Consider the following 24,284-nt stretch of genomic DNA (forward strand, 5'->3'; position numbering starts at 1 on the left):
TATGCAACTAACCTTATGGACCTACGAAGGACCTCCGCATGTGGGAGCGATGCGAATTGCAACCGGCATGGAGGGTGTGCACTATGTACTGCATGCGCCCCAAGGTGATACCTATGCTGATTTATTGTTCACCATGATCGAGCGTAATCATCGTCGTCCACCCGTTACTTACACCACTTTTCAAGCCCGTGATTTAGGTAGCGACACAGCTGAATTATTTAAAGAGGCAGCGCGCAATGCCTACGAACGGTTTAAGCCAGAACTCCTTATGGTGGGATCTTCATGTACCGCTGAATTAATTCAAGATGATCCTGGTGGTTTGGCTGCCGCACTGAATTTACCCTTACCAGTTTTGCCCTTAGAACTTCCTGCCTATCAAAAGAAAGAAAATTGGGGCGCAGCAGAAACGTTTTATCAAATGGTGCGTTTATTAGGCACTGAACATGCTTTAGCACCTGGTGTGAAAAGAACCCCCCGACTCGCCAATCAAAAGCCACGTTGTAATATTTTAGGCCCAACTGCTTTAGGTTTTCGGCATCGAGACGATGTGACCGAGATTACCCGCTTACTGAACCAGATTGGCGTTGAAGTAAATGTTGTTGCACCATTAGGCGCAAGACCAAGCGATATTGCCCGTTTGCATGAGGCCGATTTCAATGTGGTGCTCTACCCAGAAATTGCCAATTTGGCGGCGCAATGGCTAGCGCGTAACTTCAATCAAGCTAACACTAAAACTATCCCGATTGGCTTTAAAGCCACGCGCCAATTTATTGAAGAAGTTTGCACTTTAGCTGGTATTGAGTGCGATGTAGACGCGCTAGTCAATAATTCACGGGCGCGTTGGTATGCACTCTCGGTTGATTCAACCTATTTAACTAATAAACGGGTTTTCATCTTTGGCGATGCCACCCATGCCATCGCTGCCGCTAAAGTAGCGCATGAAGAAATGGGCTTTCAAGTTGTAGGTTTGGGTACCTATAGCCGTGAATTAGCCCGCGAGGTTCGTGAGGCTGCTACTCTGTACGGCATTGAAGCCTTAATCACAGATGACTATTTGACGGTTGAGCGAGCTATTGCTGAACTACAGCCTGAATTAATTTTGGGCTCGCAAATGGAGCGACACATTGCTAAACGCCTGAAGATTCCTTGTGCGGTTATTTCAGCCCCAGTTCATGTACAAGATTTTCCAGCACGCTACTCGCCACAAATGGGCTTTGAGGGTGCGAATGTGTTGTTTGATACTTGGGTGCATCCATTAATGATGGGCCTAGAAGAGCATCTTATTGGGATGTTTAGAGGCGATAGTGAATTCCATGAAGAGGCGATGCCTTCTCATTTGGGTCATGGCTCGACATTAGAGCGGAAGCCTGAGACAGAAACTCGTATGACTACAAATTCGCAAGAGTTGATTTCAATTTGGGATGACGAGGCGCAATCGGAGTTGAAAAAGATTCCATTTTTTGTGCGCGGTAAAGCTAAACGAAATACCGAACGTTTTGCTTTGGAACAGGGCGTACAAACAATTTCGATTGAAACACTTTACGATGCAAAAGCGTATTACAGCCGCTAATGTGCGGATAACCTAGGGGATTTACCATGGAAGTAACGAATATACCAATTAGCCAAACTGGACGAGTACGGCCACCAGATGGCGAGGGAAGTGTGCAAGTTGAACTTGACCCGAGCGTCAAAATTGGCAAAGCAAAAGTATTCGCGGTTTACGGTAAAGGCGGCATTGGTAAAAGCACTACTTCCTCGAATTTATCAGTAGCCTTCTCCAAATTAGGTAAGCGCGTTATTCAAATTGGTTGCGATCCAAAGCATGATTCGACTTTTACCCTCACTAAAAAATTAATGCCTACGGTGATCGACGTTTTAGAGCGGGTTGACTTTCATTCGGAAGAGTTACGGGTCGAAGATTTTGTTTATGAAGGTTACAACGGCGTGATGTGTGTTGAAGCAGGCGGGCCACCGGCTGGTACTGGTTGCGGGGGCTATGTCGTTGGTCAAACGGTTAAATTACTAAAAGAACATCACTTACTCGATGATACCGACGTGGTAATTTTTGATGTGCTTGGTGATGTGGTGTGCGGCGGGTTTGCTGCACCCTTGCAACATGCTGATCGCGCTTTAATTGTAACTGCCAATGATTTTGATTCCATCTTTGCCATGAATCGAATTGTGCAAGCAATTGGTGCTAAGGCGAAAAATTACAACGTGCGTTTAGGTGGTGTGATCGCTAATCGCAGTAATGCTACTGATCAAATCGATAAGTTTAATGAACGGGTGGGCTTGAAAACGATGGCCCATTTCCCCGATTTAGATGTCATCCGTCGTAGCCGCTTAAAAAAATCGACCTTATTTGAGATGGAAGATTCACCAGAACTAGAAGCAGTAAAAAAAGAATATATGCGTTTGGCTGCAGCGCTTTGGGTTGGCACCGCACCATTGCCAGCTGAGCCAATGAAGGACCGCGATATATTTGATTTACTGGGCTTTGATTAATAAAGGCTGGGCCATGCAACATCGCTCTTATGTCGATAAACGCAATCAACTAGAACAGTACTTTGATCGTACTGCGGTTGAGGCGTGGGCAAGACTAACTACATCAGCCCCAGTAAGCGGCATTCGTGCAACGGTGCGGGCGGGTCGTGATGAGATGCGTAAGACAATATTGGCCTACTTACCTCTTGATTTAACTGGTAAGCGCGTGCTTGATGCTGGCTGTGGCACTGGTTTATTAGCAGTCGATTTAGCACGCCGGGGCGCGCGTGTGATGGCGATTGATATTTCTCCTACCCTGGTGCAATTGGGTCGAGAACGCGTGCCGACCGATTTGGGCACAGGCTCAATTGAGTTTCTTGCGGGTGATATGTTAGACCCCGCCTTAGGGGAATTTGATTATGTGGTGTGTATGGATTCGATGATTCATTACAACCGTGCAGACATTACTAAGGCCTTAGGCTTACTGGCAGCACGCACGCACCAGGCAATTATATTTACCTTTGCCCCAAAAACCCTATTCCTAGCAGCCCTAATTAGTGTGGGACGGTTATTTCCTCGCGGCGATCGCGCCCCTTTCATTGAACCGGTAGCAGAAAAAAAACTTGCCAAGTTAATCGAGATGGGTGAAGATTTAAGCGCATGGCAAATTATTGGCAGTAAAAAAATCTCTCGCGGGTTTTATAAATCACAAGCCATGGCTTTAGGGCGACAGTAAACCAGATCATGCGTTTTCAACCTCGCTTCCCTCGTCTCAGCTCACGCTTTATGCCATTTGCGGATGTCGCCACGGCTGAATTACCCTTGAGTCGCCTCTTGCGTTTATCCCTATTTCAGTTCTCAGTGGGTTTGGCAGCAGCTTTATTAATTGGCACGCTCAATCGCATCATGATTATTGAGTTGCATGTCAGCGCAGGTTTAGTGGCTTTAATGGTGGCACTCCCTTTATTGTTTGCGCCATTTAGAGCCTTAATTGGCCATCGCAGCGATCGCCATAAATCTGTTTTAGGTTGGCGTCGGGTGCCTTATATTTGGATTGGTACGTGGTTGCAATTTGGCGGCTTAGCGATCATGCCCTTTGCGTTAATTTTACTTTCAGGAGATACGCATTGGCCCATGTGGTTTGGTGAAGGTGCATGTGGTTTGGCCTTTTTATTAGTTGGAGCCGGCATGCAAACTACACAAACTGCTGGACTCGCTTTAGCGTGTGATTTAAGTACCCCCAGCCTTCGCCCAAGAGTAGTTGCTTTAATGTATTTAATGCTTTTAGTGGGTATGGCAGCTAGTAGTTTAGTTTTGGGATTTCTTTTAATTGATTTCACACCAGTGCTATTAATTAGGGTGATTCAAGGCGCCGCTAGCCTCACCTTAATTTTGAATTTAATTGCTTTATGGAAACAAGAGGCACGGCAGCCGCATTTAACTGCCCCGCATTTGCCACGCAAAAGTTTCAGTGAGTCGTGGAAATTATTTTCTGCGCAAAAAAAAGTGCTGCGATTTTTATTGGCCCTAGGCATTGGAACCGCCGCATTTAGTATGCAAGATATTATTTTGGAGCCCTACGGAGCTGAAGTCCTCCACTTATCTGTTAGTTCTACCACTGTACTGACTTTTATAACGGCGTTAGGCGCAATTTGCGCTTTTGCCTTGGCCGCTAAATGCTTGAATCGCAGTATTGAGGCTTATCGCTTAGCTGCAATTGGCGCCCTATTAGGTATTCTGGCGTTTACTTGCGTCATTTTTTCTGAGCCATTGCAGTCGCCTTGGCTGTTTCGTTGTGGTGCCTTCCTCATTGGTTTTGGCGGCGGCTTATTTTCCGTCAGCACCTTAACTGCGGCAATGTCATTTGAAACCGATGATATGAATGGGTTGGTATTGGGAGCTTGGGGAGCAGTACAGGCTACGGCTGCGGGCTTGGCGATTGCTTTAGGCGGCTTAATTCGCGATTTAATTTCAAGCTTAGCCCAATCAGGGCTATTGGGCTCTGCCCTTGACTCTAACGCAACAGGCTACAGTTTTGTGTATCACCTCGAGTTTTATTTACTATTTGCCACTTTAATTGTGCTCGGGCCCTTAGTCGCATACCGGCCGACCAAGATGATGGCAGAAAGTACCGTTGATAAAAAGTTTGGTTTAGCTGAATTACCAGGGTAGTGGATGCTTGTAAGTTTGTTTAATTAAAAGGAAATTGATTATGGGAACCGGAGCAATTACACAATATGTTGATTTAGCGCAACTCATACTTTATGTGTTTTGGGCATTCTTTTTCGGCTTAATTTATTACCTTACGCTTGAAAGTAAGCGTGAAGGCTTTCCCTTGGAATATGACCAAGCTGGCAAGATCAGGCGTAATCCGGGTTTAATTGGCATGCCCCCGCCTAAAGTATTTAAAACTCAATTTCATGGTGATGTGCTTAATCCGCGCTCAGAACCATTAGATGTTATTAGCAATGCGCGTCCCGCGCACCGTTTTAATGGCGCCCCACTTGAGCCCATTGGTAATCCCATGTTAGCCGCCGTAGGTCCTGGCTCGTATGCCAATCGCCCCGACTATCCAGATGTAACTTTTGAGGGCCAGCCAGTGATTGTGCCCATGCGTATTTTGCCGGGCTTTGCAGTTGCGAAACCGGATATCGACCCCCGAGGCTTGCCAGTAATTGGTGCTGATGGCGCACGCGGTGGGGTCATTAAAGAGATTTGGGTTGATCGTGCCGAGATGGTGATTCGTTATTTAGAATTAGAAACAACTGCTGAAAATGGTAGTCGCAAGGTGATGCTACCAATGAATTTTGCGCGTGTACAGAGTAAGAAAATTGCAGTCGAGTCTATTTTAGGAAAGCAGTTTGCAGAAGTGCCCACAATTAAAAGTCAGGACCAAATTACCATGCTCGAAGAAGAGCGGGTTATGGCGTATTACGGCGGCGGAACCTTGTATGCCACCCCCGAACGGCGAGAGCCCTTAATATGAAATTGCTTCACCGCTCGCCAGAGCATGAATTTGAGTCAAGCTATGGCTTACCAGAAGCCTTGCCAGCTGGCGAGCAAATTTTATGGCAGGGTAGCCCCAATTGGTTTTCATTGGCGCGTCATGCTTTCCACCTGCCCGCTTTAAGTGCTTATTTTAGTTTCATTATTTTGGCCAAAATTATTTCGGTTGCACTAGGTGATGTGGCTTGGTCCGCCGAGCTGGGCAGTATTGCATTAGTGATTGCTTTATCTTTACTAGGCTTAGGTTTAGTTGCGTATTTAGCTTATTTAGCAGCGCAAACAACGGTTTATACCCTTACCAATCAACGCGTTGTAATGCGAGTAGGCATTGTTCTCACAGTCAGTTTTAATTTACCTTTCAAGCGTATTGTGCGTGCCGATATCCATGAGTTTGCTGATGGCACTGGTAATATTCCTTTGCAATTAGCGGCTAGCGACAAAATCGCCTATTTTCATTTGTGGCCGCACGCACGTCCTTGGTATTTTGCTCACCCTGAACCCATGCTCCGCAGTATTCCCAATGTCACTGTCGTTGCTCAGCAACTAACTAGCGCATGGCAGACTGTTCATACCAATCAGGCGATGAGTAATGTCAGTACCGGTAATGCATTTGCTGAGTTGGCAGTAGAAGAACAAGTCGCATGAGATTGACCTTGGAACCTAAATTAATTCCCAGGGGTATGGGAATTGCGGTAATTTCAGTCATGCTGCTCACTTTTACTTGGGTCGCCATGGTCAGTTTGCAGGGTCATGATATTGGTGAGCCATACGCTCCCACTCAACAAGTTCGCCAATTACGCTTTGAAGATCGTGCCGATGGATCGATTGCAGTAATTGAGTTCATCAGTGGGCAGCAAATTCATAGCGTGGTTGGTGAGAGTGGTTTTGTAAGGGGCGTCTTGCGTGGCTTAGCGCAAGAGCGAAAGCGTGAGGGTTTTGATAGCTCAAGGCCTTTCGAATTAATTGGCCATACCGACGGTCGTCTAACTTTGATTGATCCAGTAACGAAACGTAAGGTTGATTTGGATTCATTCGGGCCAACTAATGCTGAAAATTTTTTACGGATGTTGACAAAGCCTGTTAAGGAGCAGAAATAATGGAAGTCAAAATGGAGAGTGTGGAAACCTTGCTCGGCTCGCAAATGAGCAAAACAGCCCAGTTAAACTCATCGACCGAGCGCGCACTCGAAGACGCTGTATTAAGCCCGCGTTTTTACACTACAAATTTTGCTGAAATTGACCGAGTCAAGATCGATAGCTTACGCCGTGAGTGGGATGCACTGATGGTTGAATATGAGGCTGATACCAACAACGATCACTTCCAGCGTCCTGCCGACATGGATAAAGATTATTCAAAAGTAGATCCGGAGCTCTACGATGAATTCGTTGACTTTTTAATTAGCTCAATTACATCTGAATTTTCAGGTTGTATTTTGTATGCCGAAATTAAACGCAAAGTAAAAAATGAAGATATGCGTACCTTGTTTGGCTATATGGCCCGCGACGAAAGCCGCCATGCAGGATTTATTAATCAGTGGCTCAAAGATTTTGGGATAGGGATTGATTTGGGGTTTTTAGCAAAAACAAAAAAATATACTTACTTCAAGCCAAAATTTATCTACTACGCCACTTATCTTTCAGAAAAAATTGGCTATGCGCGTTACATTACGATTTTTAGGCAAATTGAGCGTAAGCCCGAGTTGCGTTTTCACCCGATATTTTTATGGTTTGAAAAATGGTGTAACGATGAGTTTCGGCATGGTGAATCATTTGCCTTAATCATGCGTGCAAATCCAAAATTACTAACCGGCATCAATAAATATTGGATTCGCTTTTTTATTTTGGCAGTCTATGCCACGATGTATGTACGAGATCATTCACGCCCCCAGTTATATAAGGCATTACAGATTTCACCTGCCGACTATGATCGCCAAGTTCTGCAAATTACCAATGAAATTACTAAGCAAGTATTTCCGGTGACCTTGAATCTCGATGACCCACGTTTTTATCAGGGCTTGGAGCGAATGTTAGCGCTGTTTATCCGCATGGAAGCAGTAAAAAAACAGTCAACTTGGTTTAAAAAAATACATGTTGCATGGTTGGGCGCACAAGTTGGTATTGAGTTTATTCGCGTCTATTTTTTGCCAGTGAACGACAATGCCTTGCCTAGTTCAGTGCGGATGGTGCCGACTTGGTAAGTCATTTTAAAAAATCATGAGTATGTATCTCTGGCCACTGCTTTTTACTATCTTTGCTTGGTGGTTTGGCACCGGTATTATTTTATTTTTGAACCAACGCTCTCCGACAACGTATCAGGGAACTTTTTGGTTGAGTGGATGCGTCATGCTATTTGCCATTGTTGGCATTAAAACCAGCAGCTCTATGGATACTGTAGCCGCCGCTTATTGCGGTTTTACATGTGCACTATTAGTATGGGCTTGGCAGGAAATTGGTTTTTTATTGGGTTTTATAACGGGCCCACGGCGTATTGCTTGCCCACCCGATGCTAGGGGGTGGAAGAAAGTAGGCTTCGCCTTTCAAACCATACAACATCATGAAATAGCCCTGATTGTGTTGGCAATTGTGGTAACGGTAGCGAGTTGGGGTGGGGTAAATCAAACCGCTTTTTGGACATTTATTATTTTATGGATCATGCGCCAGAGTGCTAAGTTGAACTTATTTTTAGGGGTACTAAATCTCAACGAAAATTTTTTACCGAACCATCTGAAATATATTCATAGCTATTTTTCGCGCAGCTTAATGAATCCTTTATTGCCGATTTCGGTTATTGCTGCGACGGTAGTGGCGGTGCCAATTTGGCAGGCCGCTTTTGCGGTTGGAGCCAGCCCCTATCAAATTACCTCCTGCACTATTTTAGGAACCTTGTTGTCTTTAGCGATTCTTGAACATATTTTGATGGTACTACCCATTAGCTCTGAGGGATTATGGAGATGGAGCTTTCGCGCCTAGCACCTATGAGCCTTAGCCGCATCTGGCCATCGGGCAGTGCTGCCCTTGAGCTTTTAAAACCCATTACTTGGTTTCCGCCGATGTGGGCGTTTGCTTGCGGCGCAATTGCTGCAGGTGTCCCATTTTCCGGGCACTGGCCAATATTGTTAGCCGGCATTATTTTGGCTGGGCCCCTAGTGTGTGCAGCAAGCCAGGCGGTAAACGATTGGTTTGATCGACATGTGGATGCTATTAATGAGCCGCAAAGACCCATTCCCTCGGGCAGAATGCCCGGCTATTGGGGGCTTTATGTGGCCATCATCTGGACTTTACTTTCTGCGGTATTAGGCTATTACATTAGCCCCTGGGCCTTTATTGCAACCCTCGTTGGCTTGGGCTTGGCTTGGGCTTATAGCGCTCCGCCTTTGCGCCTAAAACAAAATGGTTGGTGGGGTAATGCGGCATGTGGACTTGCCTATGAGGGTATTGCTTGGTTCACCGGCACTGCAGTGATGATGGGTGATGCCATGCCGTCAAAGGCATCGATTATGCTGGCGGTTTTGTATAGTATTGGGGCCCACGGCATTATGACCTTGAACGATTTCAAGGCTATCGACGGAGATCGTCAAATGGGTGTGCGGTCTATACCCGTGCAACTCGGTGTTCGTGGTGCAGCAATCAATGCTTGTAGCTTGATGTTATTTCCACAAGCGATCATTGTGCTCATTTTATTTGCATGGGATATGCCTTGGCGCGCTCTTGTTATTGCGAGCTTAATGCTAGGACAAGGCGTGATGATGCTATATTTTTTGCGTGACCCCATTAAGCGCGCTTTATTTTTAAGTGGTTTTGGCGTGCCTTTATTTGTTGCTGGAATGATGGTTAGCGCTTTTGCTGTATCGAATTTAAATTAATGCCTGAAGGATAAAAGTATGAATTCGTATGAACTTTTTGATGCCGTCGTCGTTGGCGGCGGTCCAGCAGGTGCAACTGCTGCAGGCGATTTGGCGCGCTTAGGTCATAAGGTGTTATTGCTTGATCGAGCGGGTCGTATCAAGCCATGCGGGGGTGCAATACCGCCGCGACTCATTCAAGATTTTGAAATTCCAGATGAGCTCTTGGTTGCGAAAGCAAAGTCAGCGCGCATGATCTCACCCAAAAATAATAAAGTCGACATTCCAATTGAAGGTGGCTTTGTGGGAATGGTTGATCGCGATCAATTTGATGAGTGGTTGCGGGTACGCGCAGCGAATGATGGTTGTGAACGGCGTGTTGGTAATTTTGAAAAATTGTCACGTGATACCGATGGGGTCAGCATTGTTCACTACATGGTTCGCTCTAGTAATAAAAATGAGCCCAATACCTCAATGGCCGTGAAGGCAAAAGCAATTATTGGCGCTGATGGCGCTAAATCTGGCGTTGGTCGGGCTGCTATCCCCAGTGCCAAAGACGTTGAATATGTTTTTGCTTATCATGAAATTGTGCGTACACCCGATCTGCCGCCGGCAGATTTTGATGGTTCACGCTGCGATGTTTTTTATCAAGGTACGATCTCTCCCGATTTTTACGGCTGGATTTTCCCTCATGGCAAGACGATGAGTATTGGCACTGGTAGTGCAGACAAAGGGTTTTCATTACGTAGTGCAGTGGCTGACTTAAAAAAAATTACTGGCCTCGAAAATATTGAAATGCTGCGTCATGAAGGTGCACCGTTACCGATGAAGCCGCTAAAAAAATGGGACAACAATCGCGATGTGGTGTTAGCTGGTGATGCAGCAGGAGTGGTGGCACCAGCTTCGGGCGAAGGTATTTATTACGCCATGGTTGGCGGGCGCTTGGCGGCTGAGTCAGTGAGTGAACTTTTATTGACCAATAATCCGAAGAGTCTAGCTAAGGCACGTAAGCGTTTTATGCGTGAACACGGCAAAGTCTTTTTGGTGTTGGGGATTATGCAATGGTTTTGGTATATCAGCGATAAACGGCGCGAGCGCTTTGTAAAGATTTGCGAAGATAAGGATGTGCAAAAACTCACTTTTGACGCGTATATGAATAAAAAGCTCGCAAAACGCGATCCTTTAGCGCATATTCGCATCTTCTTTAAAGATCTGGCGCACCTTTTTGGTTTGATTAAGGTCTAAAGTTTATTTGCTAAGGGTGTAAAGTAAGTTATGACTATGTTTAGAAAACCCGTTATCGTTGCCCTTATTTGGGGGTTATCCGTTGCTATTTTAGGTGGCTGGGCAACCAATTTAGACGCTTGGTATCACGCCTTAAAAGAACCCTTTTGGAAACCGCCCGATTGGTTATTTGGGCCTATTTGGTCGGCTATATTTATCTGTTCTGGCACGGCCTGGGTCATCGCTTGGGATCGAAATCCCGCCCCCACAGCGGTGCGCCACCTAAGCCTTTTATTTGTACTAAATGGGCTCTGTAATTTACTTTGGAGTTTTTTATATTTCCGCCTAGAGCGACCTGATTGGGCTCTTTATGAGGCTAGTCTTTTATGGCTATCGGTATTGGCAATTATCTATACCACTCGCCACTATTCACCAAAGTCGAGCTTACTAATGTTGCCTTATTTAATTTGGGTAAGCATTGCCATTGTTTTAAATTGGGATACCGTTCGACTTAATGGCCCCTTCGGCTAGTTGAGCATTTAGTGAAGCAGATTGTGATTGTGGGCGGTGGTGCTGGCGGCCTTGAGTTAGCTACTCGTCTTGGTAATACTCTAGGCCGCAAAGGCAAAGCGCGGATCATTCTGGTAGATAAGAACCGTACCCATATTTGGAAGCCAAAACTGCATGAGATTGCTGCCGGTAGTATGGATTTAGGCCAGCATGAAGTTGACTATATGGCGCAAGCCCATTGGCACCATTTTGAGTATCGAATTGGGGAAATGACTGGCCTTGACCGCGCCCAACAACTCATTTTCCTCAATCCATACTTAGATGAAGGCGGCCATGAAGTGATGGGAGCGCGTAAATTGCGCTACGATATTTTGGTACTTGCAGTTGGTAGCCTAACGAATGACTTTGGCACTCCAGGGGTCGCTGAATATGCCCTCAGACTTGAATCACCATTGGATGCTGAGCGTTTTCATACGCGCATGTTAAATGACTGTATTCGGGCGCAAGCGCAAAAGACACCGTTGAAAGCGGGCCAACTTCATGTTGCCATTATTGGCGCTGGTGCAACTGGCGTTGAATTGGCCGCAGAACTCTATCGCACCACGCGCGAAGTCGTAGCTTACGGCTTAGATCGAGTCGATCCAAATAAAGATTTACAGATTAATGTGATTGAGGCTGCCGATCGAATTTTGCCCGCCTTACCCGTGCGCTTATCACTAGCCACCGAAGTTTTGTTAAAAAACCTTGGCGTTGATGTGTATGTCAATTCGAAGGTGGCCGCTGTTTTACCCGATGGCGTACAGTTTGAAAATGGACAAATTTTGCCGGCCGAATTAGTGGTTTGGGCCGCGGGAGTGAAAGCACCTGAGTTTTTAAAAGACATGAATGGGCTGGAAACCAATCGCCTTAATCAGTTACAAGTATTACAAACTCTCCAGACCACTCGTGATCCTCGTATTTTTGCTATGGGCGATTGCGCTGCTTGTCCATGGCCAGAATCGCATGGTGGCAAGGGAGGTGTTGTGCCGCCGCGCGCACAAGCCGCACACCAGCAGGCAAATCATTTATATCAACAAATTCAACGGTGTTTGGTCGGCCAGGAACTGAAGCCCTACTATTACCGAGATTTTGGCTCCTTGGTATCGCTTGGTAAATTTAGTACGGTAGGTAATATGATGGGTGGGTTAATAGGCGGCTCCATCATGATCGAAGGATTATTTGCTAAAATGATGTATTTATCGTTGTATAAATTACATGAATTGGCATTGCACGGTTGGGTAAAGACAGCCTTAGATACTCTAGCGCGACTCATCACGCGGCGCACCGAGCCTCATGTGAAGTTACATTAATTATCTGCTATGGGTTGATTGGAGTGAAGGCAGATTACAGTCAAGACGGAAGAGAATGAAATGAAGATTTGTATAGTGGGCGGGGGTGGTGCAATTGGCGGGTATTTAGCAGTGATGTTAGCCCGAGCCGGTAATGAGGTAACGGTGGTCGCCCGTGGTGCAACCTTGCGCGCAATTCAAGAGCGTGGCTTGGCCCTCATTATGGAAGATCTGCCAGAGCCATTACACGCCGAAGTGCGGGCGGTAGAAAAGATGACTGAAGCAGGTAAGCCCGACTTGGTAATTTTGGCAGTAAAGGCGCATCAAGTAGAGCCGCTAGTAGGCGATTTAGTCAACATCATTGGCCCCGAGACAATTTTAATCCCCATGCAAAATGGCATTCCATGGTGGTATTTTCAGAAGCTTGCTGGGCCATATGAAAATCATTCGGTTGAGACGGTTGATCCAGGCGCAGCCATTATGCGGGCCATCAATCCAGCCAACATTATTGGTTGCGTCGTTTATCCGGCAACCGTAACTCAAGCCCCTGGGGTCATCCGTCACGTTGAGGGAACCCGCTTTCCCATGGGCGAGCTTGATGGCAGCAAGTCAGAGCGAATTCAACAGATTACTAACTTAATGGCTGAAGCGGGCTTCAAGTCACCTATTTTGGATGATATTCGTGCCGAAATCTGGCTTAAGCTTTGGGGAAATATGACTTTCAATCCCATTAGTGCGTTGACCCATGGTCATCTGGAAGGAATTTGTCAGTACCCTCTCACCCGCGAGCTAGCCCGAAACATGATGATGGAAGCTCAGCTCATTGGGGAAAAATTGGGCGTAACATTTCGGGTAGATATCGATCGTCGTATTGCCGGCGCCGAAAAAGTGGGTCAACATAAAACCTCTATGTTGCAAGATTTAGAAGCAGGACGAGCGCTGGAAATTGATGCCTTATTAGGATCGGTAATTGAACTAGGTCAAATTGTGCAAATACCTACACCCTGTTTGAGCAGTGTTTATGCTTTAACCAAGTTTTTAGATGTCAATGTGCAACATGCCAAGGCAAGCTTAGCTTTACCTTTTGCAACTGGGTATTAATACAAAGGCACCCGACAGAATTCTAGTGACGCTGCTTCGATAGCAAGGCAGCTTCAGTCACAACTAGGCAAACTGGTTGGTGAGGGTGCCAAGGCCCTCAATCACAATGCTAACTGTGCTGTTTGGTTTCATACTGCCTACCCCGATTGAAGTACCGCAGGCAATGACATCGCCTGCTTCAAGCGTCATCTGTTGGGATAGCAAGCTAACGAGTTTTGCTGGCGGGAAAATCATATCTGCCACGGGATAGTTTTGCCGTTCTTGATCATTTAAAATGGTTTGAATACGCAAGCTCAGCGGATCTATATCAGTCGTGATGTAAGGCCCAAACACCCCAAAGGTATCGAAGCTTTTGGCGCGCGTCCACTGGGCAAAGCCAAGGTCTTTTTGTAAAATTTCAATTGCGGTTACATCATTGATGCAGGTATAGCCAAAAATAGCTTCTAAGGCTTCAGTTTCAGTTAAGTCTTGTGATTTTTTACCAATCACAATTCCAAGTTCACCTTCATAAACTACTTTACCGCTATAAGATTTTGGTAGGCAAATAGTTTTGCCGGCAGCAAGAAATGAGTTATTGCCTTTGAGAAAATAGAGCGGCTCAGCTGGCACAGCATGGGCTAATTTTTCAACCAAAGCATAAAAATTATCAACTAAAGCCACCATTTTTGAGGGCACACAAGGTATATCAAGCTCAACTTCTGCAAGCGCAAAAGATTCGCCTGTGGCCTGAGGGCGATCAAAAAGATTGCCTTCATACACCGAAATTTGGGCTTGATTTAATTGGCCAAAGTAGACCTTGCCGTGATGATTAAAACGAAGCCATTGAGCCATATTATCAATTTATTCTCATAAGAATTAAGTGGTCGGAATGAGAGGATTCGAACCTCCGACCCCCTCGTCCCGAACGAGGTGCGCTACCAGGCTGCGCTACATTCCGTGTTGCTGAAGGTATTTTAGCGCGGCAGCTTAGGTTTGCCGATTTAGTGAATAGGCACACAAGGCTCGTAAGGCCGCAGTTGCTTCATTGTCAGGAAAATTACGAATTGTTGCCAAGGCTAAATTCGCTTCGCGCTCAGCCGCTTGGTGGGTATATTCCAGTGCACCTGAATCTTGCACCGCTTTTAATATTTGACTAAAAACATCGTCAGGTAGATCAGTGTTTTGGGTGATTGCTTCACGCACTAGTAAACGCTCGTCTTGACTACCGTTCTCTAACAAAAAAATCAGTGGCAAGGTCGGTTTGCCTTCACGTAAATCATCGCCAGCATTTTTGCCCATTTGTGCTGCATTGGCAGTGTAATCAAGCATGTCATCCATGAGTTGAAAGGCAGTGCCAATATGCCGACCAAAAGCGGCGGCTAACTCTCGATCAATTTCTGAAGAACGGGCTAATAAAGCACCCAACTCTGCCGAAGCCTCAAATAGTTTTGCGGTTTTATAGCGAATGACTTGCAAATAGCTTGACTCGCTGACCTCGGGGTCATTCATATTCAGTAGCTGTAACACCTCGCCTTCGGCAATCGTATTAGTAGCGTCCGAGAGGATTTGCATGATGCGTAAATCATTTGGTGTCACCATCATTTGGAAAGCGCGTGAATACAAAAAATCCCCCACCAGCACGCTAGCGGCATTACCAAAAGCAGCATTGGCAGTTTCGCGACCGCGGCGCAGGGTTGATTCATCGACAACATCATCGTGCAATAGGGTGGCGGTATGAATAAACTCCACTACGGCGGCGATCTCAAGGGTATGGGGGGTATCTTGACCATGCGCTAAGGCTTTTGCGGTAAGTAAGAGCAAGGTAGGCCGAATGCGCTTACCGCCGGCTTGGATAATATAGCTGGAAATTTGATCAATTAAGGCCACTTCGGAAGCAAGACGACGCTTAATCACCTCATCCAAAGCCTTTAAATCAGGGGCTATGGGGGCCAATATGGGGGCTAGATCGATGTTTTTGACACTGCTTATCATGCAGGATATAATAATGGGCTTAGCTAATCCTTGGTGGATTAGCCGCAAAAGTGATTAAAAGTTGTCTTAAATTGAGGTCTCTACCATGTACGCGGTCATAAAAACCGGTGGCAAACAGTATAAAGTTGCTGCAGGTGAAAAATTGAAAATAGAACAGATACCAGCGGATATCGGCAGCGAAATTACCCTTGACCAAGTTCTCGCCGTAGGCGAAGGTGCTTCACTCAAATTGGGTGATCCACTGGTTAATGGTGCCGCTGTGATGGCCACGGTCATCTCCCAAGGACGTCATGACAAAGTGACAATCTTCAAGATGCGTCGGCGCAAGCATTATCAAAAGCACCAAGGTCATCGTCAGAATTTCACTGAAATTCTGATTAACACAATCAAAGCCTAATAAGGCTTAAGTTGTAAAGCAGGAGAAAGAACAATGGCACAGAAAAAAGGCGGCGGTTCCACACGAAACGGTCGCGATTCAGAATCGAAACGCCTAGGCGTAAAAGTGTTCGGTGGCGAGCATATTAATGCGGGTAGCATCATTATTCGCCAACGAGGCACCAAGGTACATCCTGGCGTCAATGTAGGTATTGGTAAAGATCACACCTTATTTGCATTGATTAACGGACAAGTGCAATTTAGCGTCAAGGGTGCGTTGAACAAAGCGCAAGTATCGGTTTTACCACCTACCGCCTAAATTTTTATTAGGCGCCTGGCTGAGACCAGTTTTACGGCAATTCGATGGCTTGCTTAAATCGAATTGAACTAAATTCACCAACCTCAGAAGCAGGCCTCGCGGCTAGCGAGGCCTTTTTTATTTATGAAATTTATTGATGAAGCCCGAATTGAAGTAATCGCTGGCAGCGGTGGCGCAGGTAGCGCCTCAATGCGGCGTGAAAAATTCATTGAGTTTGGTGGCCCCGATGGTGGAGATGGTGGGCGAGGGGGCAGTGTGTATGCGATTGCTGATCGCAATATTAATACCCTCATCGATTACCGTTATGCTAAAACCCATTTAGCTAAAAATGGTGAGCCTGGGCGTGGCGCAGATTGCTACGGTCGTGCGGGCGAAGATATTGAACTTAGAATGCCCGTTGGCACCATCATTAGTGATTTTGAATCTGGTGAGCCCATTGCTGATTTAACGACCCATGGTGAGCGTCTTTGTTTAGCAGAAGGCGGAGTAGGCGGTTGGGGAAATATACATTTTAAAAGTAGTACTAATCGTGCTCCCCGTCAAAAAACCAACGGCAAAGAAGGTGATCGTAAAAAATTAAAGCTGGAATTAAAGGTCTTGGCTGATGTCGGTTTGTTGGGTATGCCTAATGCTGGTAAATCAACCCTGATAACCGCCGTATCCAATGCACGACCCAAAATAGCCGACTATCCATTTACAACCTTACACCCCAATTTAGGGGTAGTGCGGGTTGGGCAAGAGCGTAGTTTTGTGATTGCCGATATTCCCGGATTAATTGAGGGTGCTGCCGAAGGTGCTGGGTTAGGGCACCGGTTTTTGCGACATCTACAACGTACTGGAGTTTTATTGCACTTAATCGATATTGCCCCTTTCGATGAAGCGGTTGATAACGTTGCTGATGCTAAAGCTATTGTGAACGAATTGCGTAAATACGACGAAGCCTTGTATGAAAAGCCACGGTGGCTAGTTTTAAATAAAGTCGACATGATTCCTGAGGCAGAGCGAAAAAAAACCATCGCTGATTTTATTAAACGCTTTAAGTGGTCAGGCCCAGTTTTTGAAATTTCAGCTTTAACAGGCGAGGGTTGCGATCGCCTATGCTATGCCTTGCAAGATTATCTCGATTCAAAACGGCGAGAGCGTGATAAATTAGAAGAACAGGCTGTCGATCCCCGTTATCAAGGCAGTATCGATTTAGATAAGCCCTAAAGTCAAGCCTGCGCAGCATTCAGGTAGATTAAAATTGAGTTGAGAACCTTGTCATGACAACGCAGCCAATGAAACGCATCGTAGTAAAAGTGGGCTCTAGCCTAGTCACTAATAATGGTGATGGTTTAGATCGAGCAGCAATTGAACGCTGGGCTGAGCAAGTTGCGGTGCTTTTACAGGCTGGTCATCAACTATTAATGGTAAGTTCTGGGGCAATTGCTGAGGGCATGCAACGCCTAACTTGGCATGAGCGCCCAACTGCAATTCATCAGCTTCAAGCTGCTGCGGCTGTTGGGCAAATGGGTTTGGTGCAAATGTATGAAAGTTGTTTTGCCCATTTTAATTTGCAGAGTGCACAAGTTTTACTAACTAATGCCGATCTTGATCACCCCGAGCGTCGAGCTAATGCGAAAGCAACGTTAGATACTCTATTAGGCCTAGGAGTAGTACCTGTCATTAATGAAAATGACACGGTAGTAACCGATGAAATTAAATTTGGCGATAACGATCATCTTGCTGCCTTGGTAGTTAATCTCATTCATGCTGATCTATTAATTATTCTCACTGATCAGGGTGGCTTATTTACAGCCGATCCTCGCCAAGATCAGGCGGCAACGTTAGTAACAGAGGCTAGCGCCGGAGATCCCTCGCTTGAGAAAATGGCTGGCGGAGTTGGTAGCGCCATTAGCAAGGGCGGCATGCTCACCAAAATTTTAGCCGCCAAAACGGCTGCACAAACGGGTGCATCTACTGTGATTGCTTCTGGGCATGAACCGCAAGTACTCAATCAGATCGTCGCGGGTTTGCCAATTGGTACCCTCATCAAGGCCGCCGCAGGTTAAAAACGATGTGCGTCAGCATTGGGCTTACCAGTAAATTTATTCGGCTGTAAGGAATCGAGGATTAAACCTTTATTTTTTACTTGTGATTTATTGTTGCAAAACGCGCCTTGCGCTAGTGCGCCGTGGTATCGATTCGCCTCATTATTTTTAATATCGGTCCAGGTTTTACGTTGATTCGCTTGCCAAATTGAGTTGGTATTGAGAGTGGCGTACAAAGCAAACTGAAAAGTTTCACAGCGAATACCTTCAAAATTAATTTGTTGACTACCGCTTGGACTCGTAATGACCAGCACATAGCGGGTTACGCCATCAGGGTCGATACGAATTGAATCAGGATCAATAGCAAATTTAAAAACTGAGTGTTGAGATACATGAAAAGGGATTAGATTCGCCGTATTGGGCGGCTTAGTAGGTAGGGGCACAACGGTATCTTCTTTAAAGATCTTGGGAGCAAAGGGATCTTCGTAGGCATCCGGTGTGGTGCCGGCACAGGCACTTAGCAGGCAGACAACAAGCAAGGTAAGCGGCCAGCTCAAGCCTGTCGGTTGCCGCTCTAGCGGTGGCCCTAGGGGCAATTTATTTGGTTGAGTCAAGATCGGCTGCTTTCTTGGGGGGTGAATGAGCTTCAAGGGGGGCACCCCAACTGGCATCTTGCATGCGCATCCCACTCGTAATAAAGCGCGCTAGCTCAGATAGTGCGAGTTGATACACTTCTCGTTTGAAATCAATTACCGTAGCTAATTCAATCCAGTAGGGGTGCCAACGCCAAGCATCAAATTCAGGGTGGTCTGAAGCTCGCAGATGAATATCGCTGTCCAAGCCAGTTAAGCGCAGTAAAAACCAGATTTGTTTTTGACCACGGTAGGCGGTGCGATGCGGTCGAGCGGCATTTTGGCGACGCAAAAATGCCTCGGGCACTTCGTAGCGAAGCCAATCCCTTGTGCGCCCAATAATTTGGACGTGTTCTGGCAGCAAGCCAACCTCTTCGTGCAATTCGCGGAACATGGCTTGCTCAGGACTCTCGCCATATTGAATCCCGCCCTGCGGGAACTGCCACGAATGCTGCCCAACGCGTTTTCCCCAGAAAACGTCGTTATGGCCGTTAAGGAGGACAATGCCGACATTGGGTCTATACCCTTCACGGTCGAGCATGATGGTGCCCCGAATCCTTTAAAATCAATGATTTGATTATATCCACACATGAAAGCATCTCAGTCATTTCTCGTTACCCTGAAAGAGGCGCCCGCCGACGCCGAAGTGGTTTCTCATCAACTAATGGTGCGGGCCGGCTTAATACGCAAGCTAAGCGCTGGTATTTATTCTTATTTGCCATGCGGATTAAGGATCATTCGTAAAGTCGAAAATATTATTCGTGAGGAAATGAATCGGGCTGGCGCAATTGAATTACTGATGCCTGTGGTGCAGCCTGCCGAATTATGGCAAGAAACTGGGCGCTGGGAAAAAATGGGCCCAGAGCTCTTGCGCATTCAAGATCGCCATCAACGCGATTTTGTTATTCAACCCACTTCTGAAGAGGTCATTACCGATTTAGCGCGCGCAGAAATTAAAAGTTACAAACAACTACCAATTAACTTCTATCAAATTCAAACGAAATTTCGCGATGAACGCCGCCCGCGCTTTGGCATTATGCGGGGACGCGAGTTCACCATGAAAGATGCTTACTCGTTTGATCGCGATACCGCTGGATTAAAGCAGTCTTATCAATTGATGTTTGACGCCTACACTCGTATCTTCAAGCGCATGGGTTTACAGTTTCGCGCAGTAACGGCCGATAATGGCGCAATTGGCGGTTCGGGTAGCCAAGAGTTTCATGTAATTGCTGATACTGGGGAAGACGCTATTGTTTATTGTCCCGATTCTGCTTACGCCGCAAATTTAGAGGCAGCTGAGTCGCTAGCGTTAATTCCGCAGGGCGGAGTGCCAAGTGTAGCCTTAGAGAAAGTGGCGACGCCAGAGCAAACTCAGTGCGATAAGGTAGCGCAGTTTTTAGGCTTGCCACTACCGCAAACGGTGAAATCTTTATTGCTAGCTGCAGATCAGGCAGAAGGTCCGCCCAATTTATTTATGCTGCTGCTGCGTGGCGATCATGAGCTCAATGAAGTGAAGGCTAGTAAGGTGTCGGGCTTAGAAGCATTCCGTTTTGCTACCGAGGCCGAAGTACTTGCTGCCTGTGGCTCACCACCTGGCTATATTGGTCCCCTTGGCTTAAAACTACCAGTCACGATTGTGGTTGATCGTACTGTTGCCAATATGACTGATTTTGTCTGTGGTGCAAATGATGCTGGGTACCATTTTAAAGGCGTCAATTGGGGGCGCGACCTACCTCACGCGAGCGTCTTCGATTTACGTAATGCGGTAGTGGGTGATCCCTCACCCGACGGTAAAGGGATGGTTGATATTTGTCGTGGCATTGAAGTAGGTCACGTATTTATGTTAGGAACACGCTATTCTGAAGCAATGAAGTGCCTTTATCTTGATGCTCAAGGTCAGGCACAACCGATGGTGATGGGATGTTACGGTATCGGTGTCACGCGTTTATTGGCCGCGGCAATAGAACAGGGTCATGATGAGCGCGGGATTATTTGGCCACTCTCGATGGCTCCGTTTGAAGTGGTAATTTGCCCGATGAATTACGATCGATCAGAAGTGGTGCGCGTAGCAGCCGATACTTTGTATGCCGATTTACTTGCTGCAGGGATTGATGTCATTTTGGATGATCGCGGTGAACGACCAGGTGCGATGTTTGCCGATTGGGAATTAATTGGCGTGCCATTTCGAGTCGTCGTTGGAGAGCGTGGCCTTAAAGAGGCAAAAGTTGAATTTCAGGGGCGTACGGAAAGTGAAGCACAAATGATTCCGCTAGCGAAGATTAAAGAACACATTATTGCTGTACGCGACTTATTTCTTAAACAAACCACCTAAGCCTTTAGCGGCTCCCCGGGCTGCCATTGATCCCATCATGCGGGCCATTTTGCCGCCTTTAAATTGCTTCATCATGGTTTGCATTTGTTCAAATTGGGCTAAGAGGCGGTTGACCTCTTGCACTTGCACCCCAGCGCCAGTAGCAATACGCCTTTTTCTACTGGCTTTGAGTAATTCGGGCTTATTGCGTTCTTTGGCGGTCATGCTATCGATCATGCCTTGCATGCGTTTTATCTGCGCATCGGCTTGCCCTAGATTTGCTTTATTGGTAGCTTGGGTTAAATGACTTGGGAGTTTATCCATCATATTGGCCATACCGCCCATCTGTTGCATTTGGCTAATTTGCGCGCGAAAGTCATTTAAATCAAATCCCCCCTTTTGAATTTTGCTAGCTAACTTTTCTGCTTTAGCAATATCAACATGCTCTTGGGCTTGTTCAACTAAGGCCAGAATATCGCCCATGCCTAGAATGCGATTTGCCATGCGTGCCGCATCAAATGGCTCAAGACCATCCATTTTTTCAGCAACACCAATAAATTTGAGCGGTACGCCAGTCACGCCTCGCACCGAGAGCGCCGCACCTCCGCGAGCATCACCGTCAAGCTTAGTCAAAATGACGCCTGTGAGTGGCAGGGCCTCATGAAAGGCTTTGGCAGTGTTTACAGCATCTTGACCCAGCATGGCATCGACAACAAAAAGGGTTTCAATCGGTTTAAGTTGAGTATGTAAGTTACGAATTTCTGCCATCAACTCAGCATCAATGCCTAAGCGCCCAGCAGTGTCAACAATGAGGACGTCAAAGTAATGCCGTTTGGCCCAATCGAGGGCAGCTAAAGCAATGACTTCAGGGCGTTGATCAACCGAGCTGGGGAAAAATTCAACGCCAACTTGAGCGCTAACTGTTTGCAGTTGTTGAATGGCAGCAGGACGATAAATGTCGCAAGAAACAGTCAGCACCTTTTTTTTCTTTTTCTCATGCAGCCATTTCGCTAACTTACCGACCGAAGTAGTTTTACCTGCGCCCTGCAGGCCCGCCAGCAAAATCACTGCAGGGGGTTGGGTGGCCAAATTCAGCTCGCCACTGTCATTTAAATTGCCCTGCATCGCTTGGGTCAATTCACGTTGTACAACACCTACTAGCGCCTGACCAGGACTTAGACTACCTATGACGGCTTCACCCAAGGCCTGCACTTTAATTTGTTCAAGCAAGGTTTTTACCACCGGCAGCGCGACATCTGCCTCTAGCAGGGCTAAGCGGATTTCCCGCAGCATCTCGGCGGTATTACTTTCTGTCAGGCGAGCTTGGCCCCGCATCGTTTTAACAACGCGAGAAAGGCGATCGGTGAGGTTGTTGAGCATTTATCGATTAGACTTTAGTTATGTCGATTTTAGATTACCCAAGTAGCGCATGGCTGCCATCCTTACTTTATCTTGGTTTATTGGTGGTTTTAAGCTGGCGGCCGCGCTCTCGTCCTGAAACATGGACATTTACCTTGCTTGTCCAAACCTTGATTTTATTAAGTCTGATGATTCAGGGGATCTATTTGCACGATTCTGTCTTTACGCCCGCAGGATTTATTTTTGGTTTTGCCCAAGACCTCTCATTAATGGCATGGGTCGGGCTCTTATTTTATTGGTTACAAAGTTGGTATTTGCCAATCGCTAGCTTGCGCTTAATGGTGTTGATATTTGCGATGCTGTGTGCATTTTTGCCCATTTTATTTCCTGGAACCTTGATCTCGCCCCGCGCGGTAGCTGATCCCTGGTTTAAAGCCCATTTTATAGTGGCGACGATTGCCGTCGGTCTACTGACCTTGGCGGCGATGATGGCAGTGTTAATGGAGGTGCAAGATCGTGCAATACGGCGCACCTTGGCTTATGCGCCTGATAGTCGCTTAGCGCATTGGTTAGAAGGTTTGCCACCATTATTAACCATGGAAAATTTACTGTTTAATTTAATTTATTTTGGCTTTGCATTATTAAGTTTGACGATTTTCTCTGGCATCTTTTTTTCTGAAACCTTATTTGGTAAGCCAGTGGTATTCGATCATAAAACGATTTTTGCTTTTGCCTCGTGGTTACTATTCGGCGGGTTAATTGTGGCGCGTTTGCGGGTCGGCCTTAGGGGTCGCTCGGCATTACGTTGGGTCTTGTGGGGCTTTGCGGCGCTCCTGTTGGCATATGTAGGTAGCCGCTTTGTGCTCGAAGTTATTTTGCATCGGCTTTAACCCCATGCTGAAATGGGTTCTTCTCGGCGCCGTGGCGGCCTTGTTTTATTTCTGGTTGAAGAGGCCTAAACTCGCTGCTGCCCCTGTTCCAGCCCCACCCCGTATTACCGAGCCACTACCAATTGTTCCCTGTGCCTATTGTGGGGTGCATCTGCCTGCCCAAGATTGTCTAGAGCGGGAGCAGCGTTTCTATTGTTGTAGTGCGCATTGCAATGAGATGGACCCAGCGGGATGGTATGGACTGGCACGCTGGCGCCCTTCACCGAACTTCGACGCCCGACCTACTGGAATACAACCTGAATTAGTTTTAATTCACCATATTAGCTTGCCGCCAGGGCAATTTGGACAAAATTACATTGGTGATTTTTTTCAAAATAAGCTCGACCCTACTGCGCATCCCTATTTTGCCGAAATTGCTGCACAAAAAGTCTCAAGTCATTTTTTGATCGAGCGCAATGGATTGATTAGCCAATTTGTTTCGGTACAGCAACGCGCATGGCATGCGGGAGAATCCGATTTTTTGGGGCGCAAGCAATGCAACGATTTTGCTATTGGCGTGGAGTTAGAAGGTGACGGCGAAACCGCCTTTACAGATGCGCAATATGTTGCTTTAGCACAACTGATTAAAGTACTTGGCAACGCCTACACTCATTTAAGCTTTGCCGGCCATAGCGACGTAGCACCAAAGCGAAAAGTGGACCCCGGCAGGCATTTTGATTGGCAGCGACTACAACGCGAAAATCATTTGCTGCAAGAACAGCTGCCCTTTGGTCTAGAGTTTCGAGCCTAATTAACTCCATTGTTTGTTTATATGTGAGCACTAGCTTACATAACTACATGGGGGATCAGCACTATAAAAATCGATAGACCTAAGGAAAACCCTGACAAAAAATTGTGAGAAAA

General features: G+C 46.5%; 24 protein-coding genes, 1 tRNA gene and 2 pseudogenes. 21 read left to right on the forward strand and 6 right to left on the reverse strand.

The window, feature by feature from the left end; all coding sequences use genetic code 11:
- The first annotated feature begins 1 nt into the window (after position 1).
- Genes bchB through LZG75_RS02545 form a run of 14 tightly spaced genes read left to right on the forward strand, consistent with a single transcriptional unit; the run spans position 2 to position 13,494 of the window.
- The gene (gene bchB, locus LZG75_RS02480) at positions 2–1,570 is read left to right on the forward strand and encodes a ferredoxin:protochlorophyllide reductase (ATP-dependent) subunit B (RefSeq protein WP_233934912.1); all 1,569 of its coding nucleotides are present in this window, start codon (positions 2–4) and stop codon (positions 1,568–1,570) included.
- A gap of 26 nt (positions 1,571–1,596) precedes the next feature.
- A complete protein-coding gene (gene bchL / locus LZG75_RS02485; RefSeq protein WP_233923137.1) occupies positions 1,597–2,505 on the forward strand; it encodes a ferredoxin:protochlorophyllide reductase (ATP-dependent) iron-sulfur ATP-binding protein in 909 nt (302 codons plus the stop codon).
- Positions 2,506–2,518: 13 nt separating this feature from the next.
- A complete protein-coding gene (gene bchM / locus LZG75_RS02490; RefSeq protein ID WP_233934913.1) occupies positions 2,519–3,220 on the forward strand; it encodes a magnesium protoporphyrin IX methyltransferase in 702 nt (233 codons plus the stop codon).
- 8 nt (positions 3,221–3,228) lie between these two features.
- The gene (locus LZG75_RS02495) at positions 3,229–4,656 is read left to right on the forward strand and encodes a BCD family MFS transporter (protein WP_233923135.1); all 1,428 of its coding nucleotides are present in this window, start codon (positions 3,229–3,231) and stop codon (positions 4,654–4,656) included.
- Positions 4,657–4,696: 40 nt separating this feature from the next.
- The gene (gene puhA, locus LZG75_RS02500) at positions 4,697–5,470 is read left to right on the forward strand and encodes a photosynthetic reaction center subunit H (protein WP_233923134.1); all 774 of its coding nucleotides are present in this window, start codon (positions 4,697–4,699) and stop codon (positions 5,468–5,470) included.
- Positions 5,467–6,135: a photosynthetic complex putative assembly protein PuhB gene (gene puhB, locus LZG75_RS02505; RefSeq protein ID WP_233923133.1), complete on the forward strand. Its 669-nt coding sequence runs from the start codon at positions 5,467–5,469 to the stop codon at positions 6,133–6,135. The genes puhA and puhB overlap by 4 nt, the downstream gene beginning before the upstream one ends.
- Entirely contained in the window at positions 6,132–6,587 is a 456-nt protein-coding gene (gene puhC, locus LZG75_RS02510) for a photosynthetic complex assembly protein PuhC (RefSeq protein ID WP_233934914.1), read from the forward strand. The genes puhB and puhC overlap by 4 nt, the downstream gene beginning before the upstream one ends.
- Complete coding sequence (gene acsF, locus LZG75_RS02515) at positions 6,587–7,687, forward strand: magnesium-protoporphyrin IX monomethyl ester (oxidative) cyclase (RefSeq protein WP_233934915.1); 1,101 nt, start codon at positions 6,587–6,589, stop codon at positions 7,685–7,687. Before puhC ends, acsF begins: the two co-directional genes overlap by 1 nt.
- Positions 7,688–7,703: 16 nt before the next feature.
- Positions 7,704–8,459: a putative photosynthetic complex assembly protein PuhE gene (gene puhE / locus LZG75_RS02520; protein WP_233934917.1), complete on the forward strand. Its 756-nt coding sequence runs from the start codon at positions 7,704–7,706 to the stop codon at positions 8,457–8,459.
- 5 nt (positions 8,460–8,464) lie between these two features.
- Complete coding sequence (gene chlG, locus LZG75_RS02525; RefSeq protein ID WP_233934919.1) at positions 8,465–9,352, forward strand: chlorophyll synthase ChlG; 888 nt, start codon at positions 8,465–8,467, stop codon at positions 9,350–9,352.
- Between the two features lie 18 nt (positions 9,353–9,370).
- Positions 9,371–10,576, forward strand: a complete 1,206-nt coding sequence (locus tag LZG75_RS02530) for a geranylgeranyl diphosphate reductase (protein ID WP_233923128.1) — start codon at positions 9,371–9,373, stop codon at positions 10,574–10,576.
- A 30-nt stretch (positions 10,577–10,606) separates the two neighbouring features.
- Positions 10,607–11,086 (forward strand): TspO/MBR family protein, encoded by a 480-nt coding sequence (locus LZG75_RS02535; protein WP_233923127.1) that lies wholly within the window; start codon positions 10,607–10,609, stop codon positions 11,084–11,086.
- Positions 11,087–11,097: 11 nt separating this feature from the next.
- Positions 11,098–12,414, forward strand: coding sequence for an NAD(P)/FAD-dependent oxidoreductase (locus LZG75_RS02540; RefSeq protein ID WP_233934920.1), 1,317 nt, complete (start codon positions 11,098–11,100; stop codon positions 12,412–12,414).
- Between the two features lie 60 nt (positions 12,415–12,474).
- Positions 12,475–13,494: a 2-dehydropantoate 2-reductase gene (locus tag LZG75_RS02545; protein ID WP_233934921.1), complete on the forward strand. Its 1,020-nt coding sequence runs from the start codon at positions 12,475–12,477 to the stop codon at positions 13,492–13,494.
- Between the two features lie 63 nt (positions 13,495–13,557).
- Here the strand turns inward: LZG75_RS02545 and LZG75_RS02550 are convergent, their stop codons facing one another.
- The 3 genes from LZG75_RS02550 to LZG75_RS02560 all read right to left on the reverse strand — a co-directional run bounded on the left by LZG75_RS02550 (position 13,558) and on the right by LZG75_RS02560 (position 15,465).
- Positions 13,558–14,325 carry a fumarylacetoacetate hydrolase family protein gene (locus LZG75_RS02550; RefSeq protein WP_233934922.1) on the reverse strand — a complete coding sequence of 256 codons (768 nt, stop codon included), beginning with the start codon at positions 14,323–14,325 and terminating at the stop codon, positions 13,558–13,560.
- 29 nt (positions 14,326–14,354) lie between these two features.
- A tRNA-Pro gene (locus LZG75_RS02555) sits at positions 14,355–14,431 on the reverse strand.
- 29 nt (positions 14,432–14,460) lie between these two features.
- Positions 14,461–15,465, reverse strand: coding sequence for a polyprenyl synthetase family protein (locus tag LZG75_RS02560; RefSeq protein ID WP_233923123.1), 1,005 nt, complete (start codon positions 15,463–15,465; stop codon positions 14,461–14,463).
- Positions 15,466–15,550: 85 nt separating this feature from the next.
- Between LZG75_RS02560 and rplU the strand changes: the two genes are divergently transcribed.
- From rplU to proB, 4 genes and pseudogenes are all read left to right on the forward strand, one after another.
- Positions 15,551–15,862: a 50S ribosomal protein L21 gene (gene rplU, locus LZG75_RS02565; RefSeq protein WP_233923122.1), complete on the forward strand. Its 312-nt coding sequence runs from the start codon at positions 15,551–15,553 to the stop codon at positions 15,860–15,862.
- 33 nt (positions 15,863–15,895) lie between these two features.
- The gene (gene rpmA, locus LZG75_RS02570) at positions 15,896–16,159 is read left to right on the forward strand and encodes a 50S ribosomal protein L27 (RefSeq protein WP_233923121.1); all 264 of its coding nucleotides are present in this window, start codon (positions 15,896–15,898) and stop codon (positions 16,157–16,159) included.
- 123 nt (positions 16,160–16,282) lie between these two features.
- Positions 16,283–17,368: a GTPase ObgE gene (obgE, locus tag LZG75_RS02575; RefSeq protein ID WP_233923120.1), complete on the forward strand. Its 1,086-nt coding sequence runs from the start codon at positions 16,283–16,285 to the stop codon at positions 17,366–17,368.
- Positions 17,369–17,421: 53 nt separating this feature from the next.
- Positions 17,422–18,198: pseudogene (gene proB, locus LZG75_RS02580) on the forward strand (glutamate 5-kinase); the annotation flags it as partial.
- An 8-nt stretch (positions 18,199–18,206) separates the two neighbouring features.
- On the opposite strand, the gene LZG75_RS02585 reads toward proB, so the two are convergent.
- Positions 18,207–18,803, reverse strand: a complete 597-nt coding sequence (locus tag LZG75_RS02585; protein ID WP_233934923.1) for a CNP1-like family protein — start codon at positions 18,801–18,803, stop codon at positions 18,207–18,209.
- A gap of 43 nt (positions 18,804–18,846) precedes the next feature.
- Positions 18,847–19,362: pseudogene (locus LZG75_RS02590) on the reverse strand (RNA pyrophosphohydrolase); the annotation flags it as partial.
- A 48-nt stretch (positions 19,363–19,410) separates the two neighbouring features.
- On the opposite strand from LZG75_RS02590, the gene LZG75_RS02595 reads away from it, so the two are divergent.
- Entirely contained in the window at positions 19,411–21,153 is a 1,743-nt protein-coding gene (locus LZG75_RS02595; protein WP_233923117.1) for a proline--tRNA ligase, read from the forward strand.
- On the opposite strand, the gene ffh is transcribed toward LZG75_RS02595, so the two are convergent.
- Entirely contained in the window at positions 21,130–22,512 is a 1,383-nt protein-coding gene (gene ffh, locus LZG75_RS02600; RefSeq protein WP_233923116.1) for a signal recognition particle protein, read from the reverse strand. The genes LZG75_RS02595 and ffh overlap by 24 nt on opposite strands.
- A gap of 20 nt (positions 22,513–22,532) precedes the next feature.
- Between ffh and LZG75_RS02605 the strand changes: the two genes are divergently transcribed.
- Positions 22,533–23,381 carry an inner membrane protein YpjD gene (locus LZG75_RS02605; protein ID WP_233923115.1) on the forward strand — a complete coding sequence of 283 codons (849 nt, stop codon included), beginning with the start codon at positions 22,533–22,535 and terminating at the stop codon, positions 23,379–23,381.
- A 4-nt stretch (positions 23,382–23,385) separates the two neighbouring features.
- Entirely contained in the window at positions 23,386–24,171 is a 786-nt protein-coding gene (gene ampD, locus LZG75_RS02610) for a 1,6-anhydro-N-acetylmuramyl-L-alanine amidase AmpD (protein WP_233934925.1), read from the forward strand.
- The last annotated feature ends 113 nt before the right edge of the window (positions 24,172–24,284 follow it).

Source organism: Polynucleobacter sp. IMCC30063 (assembly GCF_021395235.1).
Taxonomy (GTDB): domain Bacteria; phylum Pseudomonadota; class Gammaproteobacteria; order Burkholderiales; family Burkholderiaceae; genus Polynucleobacter.

Bases quoted from the DNA above. Each gene is read 5' to 3' on its own strand.
- LZG75_RS02605 (WP_233923115.1), top strand. From the start codon at position 22,533: ATGTCGATTTTAGATTACCCAAGTAGCGCATGGCTGCCATCCTTACTT.
- puhE (WP_233934917.1), top strand. From the start codon at position 7,704: ATGAGTATGTATCTCTGGCCACTGCTTTTTACTATCTTTGCTTGGTGG.
- chlG (WP_233934919.1), top strand. From the start codon at position 8,465: ATGAGCCTTAGCCGCATCTGGCCATCGGGCAGTGCTGCCCTTGAGCTT.
- puhA (WP_233923134.1), top strand. From the start codon at position 4,697: ATGGGAACCGGAGCAATTACACAATATGTTGATTTAGCGCAACTCATA.
- LZG75_RS02560 (WP_233923123.1), bottom strand. From the start codon at position 15,465: ATGATAAGCAGTGTCAAAAACATCGATCTAGCCCCCATATTGGCCCCC.
- bchM (WP_233934913.1), top strand. From the start codon at position 2,519: ATGCAACATCGCTCTTATGTCGATAAACGCAATCAACTAGAACAGTAC.
- ffh (WP_233923116.1), bottom strand. From the start codon at position 22,512: ATGCTCAACAACCTCACCGATCGCCTTTCTCGCGTTGTTAAAACGATG.
- LZG75_RS02550 (WP_233934922.1), bottom strand. From the start codon at position 14,325: ATGGCTCAATGGCTTCGTTTTAATCATCACGGCAAGGTCTACTTTGGC.
- puhB (WP_233923133.1), top strand. From the start codon at position 5,467: ATGAAATTGCTTCACCGCTCGCCAGAGCATGAATTTGAGTCAAGCTAT.
- rpmA (WP_233923121.1), top strand. From the start codon at position 15,896: ATGGCACAGAAAAAAGGCGGCGGTTCCACACGAAACGGTCGCGATTCA.
- LZG75_RS02545 (WP_233934921.1), top strand. From the start codon at position 12,475: ATGAAGATTTGTATAGTGGGCGGGGGTGGTGCAATTGGCGGGTATTTA.
- ampD (WP_233934925.1), top strand. From the start codon at position 23,386: ATGCTGAAATGGGTTCTTCTCGGCGCCGTGGCGGCCTTGTTTTATTTC.
- bchL (WP_233923137.1), top strand. From the start codon at position 1,597: ATGGAAGTAACGAATATACCAATTAGCCAAACTGGACGAGTACGGCCA.
- obgE (WP_233923120.1), top strand. From the start codon at position 16,283: ATGAAATTTATTGATGAAGCCCGAATTGAAGTAATCGCTGGCAGCGGT.
- rplU (WP_233923122.1), top strand. From the start codon at position 15,551: ATGTACGCGGTCATAAAAACCGGTGGCAAACAGTATAAAGTTGCTGCA.
- LZG75_RS02530 (WP_233923128.1), top strand. From the start codon at position 9,371: ATGAATTCGTATGAACTTTTTGATGCCGTCGTCGTTGGCGGCGGTCCA.
- puhC (WP_233934914.1), top strand. From the start codon at position 6,132: ATGAGATTGACCTTGGAACCTAAATTAATTCCCAGGGGTATGGGAATT.
- LZG75_RS02535 (WP_233923127.1), top strand. From the start codon at position 10,607: ATGACTATGTTTAGAAAACCCGTTATCGTTGCCCTTATTTGGGGGTTA.
- LZG75_RS02495 (WP_233923135.1), top strand. From the start codon at position 3,229: ATGCGTTTTCAACCTCGCTTCCCTCGTCTCAGCTCACGCTTTATGCCA.
- bchB (WP_233934912.1), top strand. From the start codon at position 2: ATGCAACTAACCTTATGGACCTACGAAGGACCTCCGCATGTGGGAGCG.
- acsF (WP_233934915.1), top strand. From the start codon at position 6,587: ATGGAAGTCAAAATGGAGAGTGTGGAAACCTTGCTCGGCTCGCAAATG.
- LZG75_RS02595 (WP_233923117.1), top strand. From the start codon at position 19,411: ATGAAAGCATCTCAGTCATTTCTCGTTACCCTGAAAGAGGCGCCCGCC.